The organism is Rheinheimera sediminis (assembly GCF_004005375.1).
GTDB lineage: Bacteria > Pseudomonadota > Gammaproteobacteria > Enterobacterales > Alteromonadaceae > Pararheinheimera.
In genome coordinates this window covers 102,238-114,619 of the sequence record NZ_RZUF01000015.1, presented here as the reverse complement: position 1 = coordinate 114,619, position 12,382 = coordinate 102,238, and the positions used below count along the sequence as shown (strand labels likewise).

The following is a 12,382-nucleotide window of genomic DNA, read 5'->3' as shown; positions in this document are numbered from 1 at the left end:
ATACAACCATTTAGCCCGCACGAACGTATTGATGCATGATTTCCCAACAACAGGATGATTTTATGTTTAGTTATGCCACTTTAGGTTCAAATGATCTGGATAAATCTGTCGCTTTTTATCTGGAGCTGTTAAAAGAGCAAGGCGCTAAAACGCTGATCAAGATGGATCGCATTGTATTTGTCGGCAAGAATATGCAAAGTCCAATGCTGGCGCTTTGTATCCCCTACAACAAAGAGGCTGCGACGCCAGGCAATGGCACCATGCTTTCCATAGCGCCCGGCACTAAAGAAAAAGTAGATGAGTTGTACCACAAGGCCATAGCACTGGGTGCCAGCTGTGAGGGAGCTCCGGGACAACGAATTGAGAACATGTTTTATGGCGCCTATGTGCGTGATTTAGATGGCAATAAACTTTGCTTTAACCACTTTGGCTAATAGCTTATAAAACCACCAGCCTTAGAGTGAAGGCTGGTGGCTAGTCTGAACTAAGTCTTGTTTTTTCAATAGTGCAGATGTTAACCTTGTATTCACCAAATCATTGATTACAGGGACGATACAATGCGCAAATCACTAGTAGCAGCCAGCATGCTTTTCAGCTGTTGGGTACAGGCAGACTTACTGGATGCCTTAAAGTACTACGAAGAAAAAGACTACGCTAAAGCGACCGCTGAATTTACCGAGCTACTGCCACTTGGCAACGAACTTGCAGCCTTTAATCTTGCCGTAATGTTTCACAATGGAGAAGGTACAGCCGCAGATCCAGTCAAAGCACTGGCTTATTTTCAGCTGGCAGCCGAACTGGGTGATAGCAGAGCTACTCCAGTCATCAGTTCGCTTTCAAAGCAGTTGTCAGTAACAGAATTACAACAAGCTGATGAACAATCTCATCTTTTATTGGCTCAGGTGCAGGTCAAAGAAATCAAAGAAGAGCGAACAGACAAGTTCGACTTTCCTGAAGTCGTTAGCCGTAAAGCCCCCCTCTATCCCAAAAGTGCTGCAGTCAAAGGCATCTTTGGTTACAACGTATTGAGATTTGTTATAGATGAGCAAGGCAATGTGTCGGCAGTGGAAGTTCTGGGTTCTTTTCCGGAAAAAACTTTTAATAAAAGTTCAGTGAAAGCGGTAAAGTCCTGGAAATACGCTGCAACAGGTCAAAAGCATCAAGGCAAAGTGGTCTTGCACTACAGCTTAGGGCCACTGTCCAAACACAGAGTCAGCCAATTTATGCGAGAGCATAAACTGGTTGAATATGCTGTGGCTGGCTCGCCTCAACACCAATACATGCTGGGAACTATTATGGATTTACTGGCAACCAATGCCAACTACCATGTAAATATCGACAAAAATTTACCATTTGAGGTAAGCACTGAGTTACCAGAGCAATTTTTTAGCCGTAAATCGTCATTCAAAACCAAAATCGAAGGTTTCTATGGCAGTGCTGAAGTACATACAGATGAAAAAGGCATTGTCACAGCAGTAGTCTCTGCCGATAAAATGCAGTTGCCAAAAGCCTCAGCCTTGTTAGTGGGCAAAGAACTGGATGAAGATGCCCGGCATGGCCACTACAGACTATGGGGAGACCCAGGTAAGACTGTGTTTGTAGAACCTGTGATCACATTGTCACAGTTACACAGCGGCTACTACTGGTGGAGTATGGCAGCGAAAAACGGTAGTCTGGATGCTCAACGCCAACTGGCAGCATTTTCTCTTCAATGGGAAAACTATTTGTTGAGCAACAACGACCCGCAAGTGCAAACCTGGTCTGGCGTGCGTAAAATGTTGCAAGGCGACAAAGTACAGGGCCAATTGCTGCTAGATAAAGCCATAGCACAAAATTACCAGACTGCAGCCGAACTTAAAGCTGCGCTTTAAGTTGATAAAGCAAATACATAACTAAGCCCGGTGCCCTCCGGGCTTTTTTGTTAGCTGAATAGCTCAGAGCTTTGAATAATAAATCTGATCGTCTCTACAGTAGCACTACTGCTGACTTGTCTCTATGCCATTTCTGCCCCCTCTGCTGCGCAACACGCCTGGGCAGCCACCAAGTGCAGGACTTGAGCATCCGGGTAAGATTGACATTGTTAGTTGTAGAAACTCTTGATTTCGAAAAAATTTACAATATTTTTTTGCCAAACAAATTCAGCTACCATACAGCTTGGTTCTGCCAGTCTTGCCAGAGACTGTAGATAACTTTTCTGTACCAATTAAACACCATCTGAGGATTGTATGCGTAGTTTGTCTGTTGCTTTGCTTTGTTTATTCAGTGGTTTTGCTCTGGCTAAACCCGGTGAACTGGTATTTTCCAGCGACTTTGAACAAGACGCACACCAATGGAATATTCTGGCCGGTTGCCAGCGTAGTTCTGAAATGGCAAGAACTGGCGCCAGTAGCTTGTTTTGTCAGGATGGCAGCAGTTCTTTAGTTAGCCGCTACCCAGTATCAGAATTAGGTTTACTGGAGTTTTGGGTAAAACCTCAATCGGCTTTTACCAGTTACCGTATCAATATTTTAACTTCTTCTTCTGTCGCTTTAGATGCACAGTGGCAACAGGTTGGCCTGGTTGAAGCACCGCCTGGCACTGAAAACTACATGGCACATCGTATATCTATTGACGATCCGGGTCGCAAATATCTGCGATTGGATATTGAAACTTTACATGGTGGTGTTGCACTGGATGATGTCACACTGGACAGAATTTTACTCGATACAGCGCTACAAAAAAACGAGCAAAGAATTATCACCGGTATTTTAGATAAGCTACAAACCAATAAAAACTATGAGCTGCAAAGTGAGTCGTTCCGCACTATAGGTAAAAACTATGCGGCGCAATTAGAGAGTCAGCGCCAGTATCTGGAATACGCCAATGCCATTTATTCAACCATTACTTTTGCGCTGGCCAGTTCTGAGCGCAATAAAATGTCCAACCCTATGGCCTATTCCTCTTTCCGCACTATCTTAGCTGACACCAAAAGAGTGGCGTCCCCGCTGCAGCAAGCAAGGTTAAACTCCATGGTAAAACCTTTTGGTGATTTAACTACAGCCACTTTAACAGTGGTCAGCGGTGGCTTGTATTCAGCTTTTGCGGAGCCTTTCAAGTCATTTTTGGCTGTAGCTTTTGATAAATCTAACTATGAAAATGCCGATTTAAACCGCAAGGATCGGAAGTTTGCCGAAGAGAATGGTTTAAAAATTTACGAGCAGGCCGAAAAGTTTTTAAGCGAACTGGAAAAAGAGCTGGTACAGGTTTCCGCCTTGGAAAACGATTTGCAAAATATGTTAAAAATGGTCGAAGTCTTCCGCAAAGATTTGGACAAACATTTGCGGGATTATATTCTGCATGCGGGTCTGGCTCGTACTCAGGAAAATTACAGCCGCGTGATGAGCAAAGAGGAATCCATTCGCGCTCTGGTGATCAACGAAGTGGGCGAAAATGTCACCCATAAAGCCCAGGGTTATCTGGCAGCGAACAACAACACGCAGCTGATCCAGTACATGTTGAAAACGTCCGAACAGCTCGAAGGTATGCAGGAATTTAAAGAACGCTTTAACCAGATCACCTCGTCGGCTATTACTTTTTACGACAAGTTTGAGCGTTCAGTAGCGCCGGCTCAAAACCCCTTTACTGACGGTAAAGATAAAGCAGCCTGGGAGCAACACGCACAAAAGGCACGCGCTTATATCCGGCAGTCAAAAGAAGCTTTTGCTAAGGCTTATATGTAGGTGGCAAGAGCCAGTCAAAGCACAGCGGCTTTGACTGGTTTAACAACACAAGATTATTTAGCGGTACGAGCTTTAGCTTTAGGCTTGGCTTTTGGTTTCACCTTATTGGCACTATCCAGATCGATCTGAGTTGCACTGGCTTTGTTTGAACGGCCTGACAATACTTTGCGTGAAATACTTTTTAACAGCGATTGGCGGTTGCTGACTTCAAAGCCTGGGGTAATCACACGTTGGATAGTGCTGCCAATCAGCTTTTGAATACGTTCTAAAGTTTGTTCTTCTTCACGACTGACAAATGAAATTGCCTGACCTTCAGCACCAGCACGGCCGGTACGTCCTATACGGTGGACATAATCTTCCGGCAAATACGGCAGATTAAAGTTGACTACATAATCCAGACCTTGAATATCCAGACCACGGGCAGCCACTTCGGTCGCAATTAATACCTGTAACTTAGCGGATTTAAAATCAGCGATAGCACGGCGTCGAGCGCCCTGGCTTTTATCGCCATGGCAGACTGCAGCTTCAATTTTTCGCTGTTGCAATCCGGCTAACAAACGGTCTGCCTGTTCTTTAGTACTGGTAAAAACCAAGACCTGGAACCAGTTTTTTTCTGCCAGCAATTGCTCAAATAATTCGATTTTGCGACTTTCTTCGACCGGATAGACCACATGGTGGACTGTATCCGCTGTACTGTTGGTTTTCGCCACACGGATTTGCTGATGATTTTTCAGAATTTTATGCGACAGTTCATTCACCGCTTGTGAAGTGGTTGCCGAAAACAGCATGGTTTGGCGATTAGTCGCCGTCATTTGCATCAGCTTGGTTACGTCTGTAACAAAACCCATATCCAGCATACGGTCGGCTTCATCCAGCACCACAAATTCAACATCACTTAAGATCACATTGCCAAGAGCCATATGCTCTATCAAACGGCCTGGTGTACTGATCAGAATATCCACGCCCGCTTTTAATTTGTTGGCCTGCCCCCCCATTTTCACGCCACCGTACAATGCAGTCACGCTGATAGCGACGAACTTCGCATAAGCAGTAATAGCTTCAGCGATTTGTTCAGCTAATTCGCGGGTTGGTGTCAGGATCAAGGCGCGTGGACGTTGTGATGCTGTCTGTTTTGGCTTATCCAGCATGCGTTGCAATACCGGAATAGCAAAGGCAGCAGTTTTACCTGTGCCTGTTTGCGCCGTAACCTGCAAATCCTTACCACGACGCGCAGGCACTATGGCCTGTTCCTGGACCGGAGTCATATCACTGTAGCCACATTCTACAAGGGCGCGGAGTAAATCCGGGGCTAGATCTAAAGATGAAAATTGCATAAGAGTTCCTCTGTAGAATAGCTACAGTAAAAAATGAGGGCAGAATATACAGTATTTTAGCGGTAGAAGAGACAATTCTTTGTGATTGAATGAATTTTACGCAGTTTTTCTGTAATTTTAGGCGACACAGGTCGCTTTAGATTAAAAAGTCAAATGCTTATCTGCTGCGACAAGCATCTTTACTATTAACCTTCGTCAGCTTCGTCGATGTCAAAGCCAAGTTCACGTGGCTTATGTTTGCAGGCGCGAGCAAGAATTTCTACATAGAAGCTCTCCAGCTCTTGTGCTACAGCAGCATCGATGTGTTTATTGATTTCAGAGGTAAAAATCTTTTCAGCAACATCCACTGAGGCACCAAAACGACAATCGAAGGTCCAGTAGTCCATACCAGCAGGCAGGGTCTTGCGACGCTCTCTGTTCAGATACTTTTTAATATCGTACTTAATCGAATCCACTAAACGAGCTGGTTGCAGTTTAGGGTGGGTTAACGCTATTGTCTTTCTCATCAAAATTCCTACAGATATGTACTGGTCAAGCTTATAAGCGCGCATTCTACATGGATGAGCACAAGACTGCTATTTTCTGTCGAAATTTAACGGCAAAGGCCTGGGGCAGGATAAAAACCCGCCCCATTATCAATCTAAGCTAGCAGCTTTGTTCAGAAAACAGCATACAGATAAATCATAGCATCACAAGAATCTTGCTTAGCATTGCATAACCAAAGTGATCATGCCGCAGTTCTTTATCCAAAGATTGTGTTGTTTTAAGAGGTTTTGATTTAAGGTAATCCACTACCAACAAAATGACTTTGCATAAAAACTCAACTTCAGGACTATTCATAATTAACCTCTGACTAAGTGAGCGAGGCACGTTGCCAGGCTCTTCTATAGTGCGAGTTAATTAATATACATATAAATTTCAATGACTTAAAGAAGTCAAACACCCCTACTTCCAGTACTCAATTATTTTTGTCACTTTGTCTTGTCGACACTCAATAGTGGTGATCAGCACTATGCCAACACCAGAGCGCATAGGCTATATAGGATAACTTTTAAAGTGAGTGATGACAGGGAATAAAAGGCCACGGCAATACCTACTGCGGCTAGAGCTAAGCATGACCAGTGTTTCACAGAGAAGCCTTTGATTGAGATACTTTTAGACTATATAGATTAAAACAGCTTACTTCATAGTGACCACATCGTAAGCCAGCAGTTGCGGTACACGCTGTTGTAGCTGGGTTTCGATATGATCAAGTTCAGTCAGGCGCTGGCAAAATAACACTGATTTTTGCTCCAGCTCGTCCGCTTTTAAATCCAGGCCTGCATTAATTTTTGCCAGTAATTCATCGGCTGGTTGCCAATTTTGGCTTTCAGTGCGTTCAAAGTTATCTTCGCTTTGGCGCAGCGCATCACGAAGCGCATCCCACACAGCTCCTACTGTATATTTAGCAAGATCTCTTAATTGGTTTTTTAACTCACCATGTAAAAATGCATCCAACTCGTTCAGACTTTGCGGTGCCAGATAAAAATGGTCGCCGCTCCGGACAAATCGTGAGGTCAGCTGATAAGTTGTTTCGCGGATCAACGCCTGCCATTCTTGTTGCTGTGAACTGCTGCCAATACCAGCCAGCATGTTCTCAATGGCAGTTAAACCAAGCTCCACACTGTCTACAGCTATGCTAACCAGTTCAGGTACAAATTTGCGCAAACCCTGAGCATACTGGCGCACCAGTTCCTGCTCTGTAGGGTTTAATGTTATCCACTCGCCCCGGATAAATAAGTCCTGATTATGATTAATTTGAAATACAGTCCGGTTGATGGTTTGAATTCGAATTTGATCAGGTGAAATCAAAATACCGTGACGAAATGCCATATTGCATTCGTTCGAAAAGACCGGCCAACTGCAGACCATCACGAACAGGATCAGGATAAAACGCAAAATATCTACTCTCATTCAAAACAAGGTCTACAGCAATTGAGGTTAGCTTAGGCGAAAAAGATCAGCAGATCATCAGGACGTAACGCAATAGGCTGGTCTTTCATCGAAAAGACCAACAGCTATTCGTCGCTAAAACGCACTAATCTTACATATAAACGGGTTATTTTTTCTTTCGTATTGTTTTTTCCATTATACATAGCAATGGCCCATGCCCGCTCTGGCTGCGTAATCATAGTAGTGCTTGTCCACATATTCTCACTATTACTGGAAGGAAATGCAGTCAGGTTTATCGCAGGATCGACACAGCTGCGTTCAACCAGTGTCAGTACTTCTTTAGCATTGGGTAAACGCCAGGTACCGTAACCCGCAAGTACACTGCGCTCAGCTTCGAGCAAAGCCTCTGACCAGTCCATTTGTTGCGCAGTGCCAGTACATCGACTGCTGGCTCTATCCCAGCTTTGCCCCACCAAACAGCGTGACCACAACAGCTTAGTGGTGGTATCCAGTACTGTTCCATCGGCATTGAGTTGAAAACTAGTCAGGGCTTTAGTCGTCTCTATGTTACTAAAACAAACCTGAGCTGCCTGAACAGGTAAAGCAACCATCATAACTAACATTAGATTTTTAGACATAGAAATCCCTTATGGCGAGCGGACCAAACGTACAAATCCCAACTGAGTTTCCAGCTTGGGCACTGTATTGTCATTGCCATTGCGGATGTCAAACACCCAGGCGCTAATGCCACCACCGCCTTCAGCGCTGGTTTGTCTGGTCCAGTAGAACAAATTATCCTGAATCGCTACATCTGGCTCAAAGCGAAAGAATGCAGGGTCTAACAAGTGCGCTTCGCCAAGACGGCCAAAATCAGCGATCGACATCAACTCTTCTGTCGTTGGCAAACGCCAGTTGGCTCCACCGCAATAGACGGTTTCATTCACCTCTTCGATGTAGGCGCCTAAACCACAATCAGCTTCGCTCGGGCAGCTACTCAAAGCTGGCGCTGCCTCACCACTTTCACCGCCATTGCCCGGGTCTGCGTTAACAAAACTATATCTATTATTGGCCGCTCTTAACGTGCTCGCTGGCGGTGCTGAGATCACGGGTTCTTTTAGCTCCCAAATCAAGCCTGTTACATTATCCCTGATGCAGGCGAAATCGTTGGATGAGTCTGGCACTTCGTCGCCAAACTGATCTAACTTTGTAAAATCAAAAGCTTTCTCGCCTTTACCAATTTTTCGCAGGTATTGCACTACGCTATCACGACCGCCATCACCGTCCTGACGGGGGAATGCGGCACTACCACAAGGGATCTCCCCAGAGTTGTCATAGCACTGGTTCACTCCCGTATCGGGTAAATCGCCCAAAACGGCATTACTGACAGTGATTAGCACAGTATCTGTGGCGCTTTGATTATTACTGTCCGTCACTGTCAGTTGGAGTTCCAACTGACTGGTTCCAGAAATATCAGGGGCGATAAAAGACGCCTGACAGGACGCGGGGGTTTTCAGCACCAGCGTCTGGCCTTTGAGCTGACTCCAGCGACAACTAAAACTCCCAGAGACAGTTTTGGAACCTCTGCCGTCTAAAAAGACCTCCGCAAACTCCCGAACTTTTTGATCCTGTCCGGCGTCGGCTATAATTTGCTGGATACTTGCACGAACAGGAACTTTAATACTGCTTTGGCCTGTAGCTCCTTCGTCATCGGTAATAGTGAGTGTAAGTTCTACATCTTGTTGAGTAGCCACCAAAGGTGCCACAAAACTGGCAGTGGATGTTGTTGCACCTATCAGACTGACTGCAGGACCCGAGGTTTGAACCCAGGCATAACTGACAATACTGCCATCAGCATCCAAATCATAAGAGTCTGTGGCACTAATCACAGCGGTGAAGCCCTGCGCAACAGGGAGTATGCTTGGTTGAGTGATTTGCAGTACTGCAACAGGAGACTGATTTTTAGCAATCACCCGCACTTGGGTTTCATCGGTGAGGTTTTGCCCTGAGGGCGTGGTATAGGTTACCTGAAACACTAAATTGCTATCAGTTTTCACTGCTGGAGCAGTCAGAGTGACGGAAGCAGAAGTTGAAGGCATCCCCGCTATTTCTGCGCCGGATAACTGCCGCCAAGCGAAAGAGCCTCCTGCAGGGTCAGCCAATGCTCTCAAAGTAAAGGTATTGGTCTCGTCAACACTTTGATCAAGACCCGCGTTCACACTGGCGGCTGTCCCACCCGTATTGGAGTCACTACCACCACCGCCGCCACATCCGAGCAAAGCAGCGCTGAGCAAAAATAAAATAAAGCATCGTTGTATTTGGAGCATTGTCTTTCTTCCACCACATGCAGCGATAGCACCTCTACAAAGCACCCTTCGCTGCAAAAAATTGACGCCAGCAGTACGTAACAAAAATAAAGCAAAAGGCAGGCCAGTTTGGCAGAAAAACTAAAATCACTGGTATAAGGTGGTGCTAAGTGCCTATGGCACTTCGATCAACACACCTTGTTCAGATAAGCGAATACGGGAAGCACCGTACTCTTTTTTTGTTCTTAGTAACTCATTGCCAAAACTGCACTCTACCCCGGCAAAAAGTTGCTGAGTGACTTCAATAGAAACTGATAGTAATAACTGCCGCCTCTGCTCTTCGAGCTGTTTAATGTCAGCAATAAAAGCCGAAGCTATACTGCGATGTTCATCAAACTCAGCCACCATGGCAGCCATTTGCTCTTGAACCGCAGGTGATTTCTCCATTTGTTTGAGCTGCTCCACATGTTGTTTCACCAGCTCCATTTCAGCTTTTATACCTACTAAACTGGCACGCAACACATTCTGTTTCTCAACCAGTGGATCCATCTGCTTGTTCAGCACAATTTGCAATAAACTACCAGAGGGCGCCCCAAGATTACCGCAACGTAATCCATTACCCAGATAATAACGACCACCGACAATTTTCCCATTGGCTTTATCTTCAGTTCCAGCCAATACCGAATCAGCTTCTACCTGACAATGAAGTAATTGTTTGGTCACGGTCAAACGATTGCCACATTTTATATTGGCATACTGCGCCAAATTACATTGCACATTACCTTTAGCCCGAACTTGTGTACTGAGTACTGTATCTGCACCCACTTCGCCGATCTGATGGCCAATAATTGCACCTGTTATGATGATATCGCCACCGGATTCAATGAGCTCGCCTTCGAATAAGCCTTTGACGAAGACATTGCCACCAGCTATGACTTTCATCGACTGGCCCACATCTCCATTGATTACAACAGCACCTTTGAAAATAATATGACCTGAGCCTGCATCGACCTTATTAATCATAAAGACTTCGTCAACAGCAACAGCGGCCTCAAGCAAACGTGGCATACCATCGCGGCTGGCAATGAGCAGATCAGGATTATCCTCTGAAATGACGGCTCCTTCAGCAGTACCCCAAGGTAATTGTTCACCATCTTCAGCAGATAAACGGGTTCCTGTGACCGTCATCCCCTCTTTACCCTTGCTTGGCGGCAAGCGATGCATCAATACTTCACCCGCTTTCACAGAGGCAATAGCGCCAAAGTCACGTAAATCAACTCTGCCCTCAGAGCGGGCTATGGGCTGTTTATTGCGGTTGGACATGTCACGGATCAGTAGCTCAAATATTGAGTCACGACCAGGGCTAGATAGTTTACCTTCGGCTATTTCTGCACTAAGTTTACTACCTGGTTCTGCCCTGCTGGCCTGAGCCACTAAATGAAGAATTTGTTCTTTCTTAAAACCAAACACTATGCCGGCTTCTTGGCCTGCTTTAACCACTTCGTTCGCTGAAATAGGATTGCCGCCATAAGCAGCAGTAATTTCTGCAATAGCGAGCATTGCATCACTGCTGATTTCGACTTTTAACTTCGCATGGACACGCTCTGCAACTTTGTATTTTAGTACATGACCTTCGGCTTGCAGGTTCTGTTTTATCTTCTGCTGGACTTGCAGATATTCCAGCAAAAGATTTTTGACCTGTTCCTGTAATAATAAACAACGTCCATAGCCAGCTTGTTGTAATTGTTCTTTTAACAGGTCAGCAGTGAGATTCGTCTGGGAAACGGGTATGTGAATAAAGACTAGATCGTCTTTTAGGCTAAATTGACACGCTAAAACATTTACTGTCACAAGCAATTACCACTTTTTTATACCAAGCCGCTTCCACGACACATTCATCAGGCAAGAGGTTGTTTAATTGCCCAAAAGCAGGATTTGTACAAATAGATCTAAATATAATTCTCTTGGTGAATACGGATGAACAAGTCAGTACCCACTTTGCTGTAGTCCACCTTGTATTCTTTATTATTCAAGGCTTGAACAAACAACAATGTTTTGTTCTCACTAAATACGTCAGAACTGGCAATATCGACCAACTCCAGATAACGCGCTTTGGCTTCAGCTTTGCTGGATGGTACTTCTTCTTCAAATATTTTTACACCGTGGCGAGTTGAAACAATGACCGGATCACCAGAGTCATTAACAATAACTAAATCAACTTTTTTCTGTTTGTGGATCAGAGTGTTACGTCCACTGACTAAAAATGCTTTTTCATAATTATTCATAACTGTAATACCATTTTTAACTTATATTTCGTCGTATCATTATGATACAGACACGCATCAAGTGTCTAGGTCACTGTATTGTTTAAACATTGTAACCGGATTTGATTCACTTTGCGGCAAAAATCAGCAGGTTCTGCGCCTATAGAAGTGATTGGAATAAAAAGATCGAAACCCGTTAATTGGCGCAATAATTCCATGCGTCGGCCAAACATTGCAATAGCGCCTCTGTAGCTACAGTTGGCAGTCCTGAATTCTCCTACTTCAATCAGCAAATCAGAAGGGCAAGTGCCAGTGGGACAATTGCGACCTAAAGCAGCAATAAGAAGATGGCGCTGTTCCACCATCAAATTGACTGCTAAACGCGGCTGAAGCTGTTGTAAAAACGGGTCGTAATCCTGAAGTTTTACTCCTATATAAGCCAACTCCTCACCCGCAAGTTCGGCTACTGAGGTAAAAGCAAAACCCTGCCAGGGAATAAACCAGCGCCCTTTGTGATGCAGATAAGAAAAACCTTGTTGATCTAACTCAACCACGTACAAGGGTTCGGTCAGTTTGGCATAACCGGCAAACAGCCCCAGCAAACAACAAATCAGCAGTAGCGCCCAAGCCGTGTTATGCAGCATAGTGGGGATCAGCAACAATAATAGTAACCACAACAGCAAGGCCAGAGCACTGCCCAGCAAGGTTTTTACGCCGCCCTTAGCGGTCGCAGCTCTGTACTGTAATTTATCCATTAATCCATGTACCAAAAATAAAAGGCAATCATCAGCACTACCCAGACCATGTAAAAACGCATATTGTGACAAAAC

At 44.9% G+C, this 12,382-nt stretch carries 11 protein-coding genes; 3 read left to right on the top strand and 8 right to left on the bottom strand.

What is annotated here, in order from left to right:
- Window positions 1-62: 62 nt before the first annotated feature.
- From EMM73_RS11825 to bdpA, 3 genes are all read left to right on the top strand, one after another.
- Window positions 63-434 carry a VOC family protein gene (locus EMM73_RS11825; RefSeq protein WP_127686635.1) on the top strand — a complete coding sequence of 124 codons (372 nt, stop codon included), beginning with the start codon at window positions 63-65 and terminating at the stop codon, window positions 432-434.
- A 123-nt stretch (window positions 435-557) separates the two neighbouring features.
- Window positions 558-1,871 (top strand): TonB family protein, encoded by a 1,314-nt coding sequence (locus tag EMM73_RS11820; RefSeq protein WP_127686634.1) that lies wholly within the window; start codon window positions 558-560, stop codon window positions 1,869-1,871.
- Window positions 1,872-2,225: 354 nt separating this feature from the next.
- The gene (gene bdpA, locus EMM73_RS11815) at window positions 2,226-3,719 is read left to right on the top strand and encodes a BAR domain-like protein A BdpA (RefSeq protein ID WP_127686633.1); all 1,494 of its coding nucleotides are present in this window, start codon (window positions 2,226-2,228) and stop codon (window positions 3,717-3,719) included.
- 53 nt (window positions 3,720-3,772) lie between these two features.
- On the opposite strand, the gene EMM73_RS11810 is transcribed toward bdpA, so the two are convergent.
- From EMM73_RS11810 to EMM73_RS11775, 8 genes are all read right to left on the bottom strand, one after another.
- A complete protein-coding gene (locus EMM73_RS11810; protein ID WP_127686632.1) occupies window positions 3,773-5,053 on the bottom strand; it encodes a DEAD/DEAH box helicase in 1,281 nt (426 codons plus the stop codon).
- A 185-nt stretch (window positions 5,054-5,238) separates the two neighbouring features.
- Window positions 5,239-5,559: a DUF6172 family protein gene (locus tag EMM73_RS11805; protein WP_127686631.1), complete on the bottom strand. Its 321-nt coding sequence runs from the start codon at window positions 5,557-5,559 to the stop codon at window positions 5,239-5,241.
- A gap of 673 nt (window positions 5,560-6,232) precedes the next feature.
- A complete protein-coding gene (locus EMM73_RS11800; RefSeq protein ID WP_127686630.1) occupies window positions 6,233-6,925 on the bottom strand; it encodes a DUF2884 family protein in 693 nt (230 codons plus the stop codon).
- 185 nt (window positions 6,926-7,110) lie between these two features.
- Complete coding sequence (locus EMM73_RS11795) at window positions 7,111-7,623, bottom strand: Lcl C-terminal domain-containing protein (RefSeq protein WP_127686629.1); 513 nt, start codon at window positions 7,621-7,623, stop codon at window positions 7,111-7,113.
- Between the two features lie 9 nt (window positions 7,624-7,632).
- On the bottom strand, window positions 7,633-9,309 hold the full coding sequence (locus EMM73_RS11790) for an Lcl C-terminal domain-containing protein (protein ID WP_127686628.1): 1,677 nt from the start codon (window positions 9,307-9,309) through the stop codon (window positions 7,633-7,635).
- Window positions 9,310-9,462: 153 nt separating this feature from the next.
- Window positions 9,463-11,139, bottom strand: coding sequence for a DUF342 domain-containing protein (locus EMM73_RS11785; RefSeq protein ID WP_127686627.1), 1,677 nt, complete (start codon window positions 11,137-11,139; stop codon window positions 9,463-9,465).
- 98 nt (window positions 11,140-11,237) lie between these two features.
- Window positions 11,238-11,573, bottom strand: a complete 336-nt coding sequence (locus tag EMM73_RS11780) for a hypothetical protein (protein ID WP_127686626.1) — start codon at window positions 11,571-11,573, stop codon at window positions 11,238-11,240.
- A 65-nt stretch (window positions 11,574-11,638) separates the two neighbouring features.
- Complete coding sequence (locus EMM73_RS11775; protein WP_127686625.1) at window positions 11,639-12,307, bottom strand: DUF2982 domain-containing protein; 669 nt, start codon at window positions 12,305-12,307, stop codon at window positions 11,639-11,641.
- Between the last annotated feature and the right edge of the window lie 75 nt (window positions 12,308-12,382).

Excerpts from the sequence above, each read along its gene's own strand:
- EMM73_RS11805 (WP_127686631.1), bottom strand. The coding sequence starts at position 5,559 with ATGAGAAAGACAATAGCGTTAACCCACCCTAAACTGCAACCAGCTCGT.
- bdpA (WP_127686633.1), top strand. The coding sequence starts at position 2,226 with ATGCGTAGTTTGTCTGTTGCTTTGCTTTGTTTATTCAGTGGTTTTGCT.
- EMM73_RS11810 (WP_127686632.1), bottom strand. The coding sequence starts at position 5,053 with ATGCAATTTTCATCTTTAGATCTAGCCCCGGATTTACTCCGCGCCCTT.
- EMM73_RS11780 (WP_127686626.1), bottom strand. The coding sequence starts at position 11,573 with ATGAATAATTATGAAAAAGCATTTTTAGTCAGTGGACGTAACACTCTG.
- EMM73_RS11795 (WP_127686629.1), bottom strand. The coding sequence starts at position 7,623 with ATGTCTAAAAATCTAATGTTAGTTATGATGGTTGCTTTACCTGTTCAG.
- EMM73_RS11790 (WP_127686628.1), bottom strand. The coding sequence starts at position 9,309 with ATGCTCCAAATACAACGATGCTTTATTTTATTTTTGCTCAGCGCTGCT.
- EMM73_RS11825 (WP_127686635.1), top strand. The coding sequence starts at position 63 with ATGTTTAGTTATGCCACTTTAGGTTCAAATGATCTGGATAAATCTGTC.
- EMM73_RS11775 (WP_127686625.1), bottom strand. The coding sequence starts at position 12,307 with ATGGATAAATTACAGTACAGAGCTGCGACCGCTAAGGGCGGCGTAAAA.
- EMM73_RS11820 (WP_127686634.1), top strand. The coding sequence starts at position 558 with ATGCGCAAATCACTAGTAGCAGCCAGCATGCTTTTCAGCTGTTGGGTA.
- EMM73_RS11800 (WP_127686630.1), bottom strand. The coding sequence starts at position 6,925 with ATGGCATTTCGTCACGGTATTTTGATTTCACCTGATCAAATTCGAATT.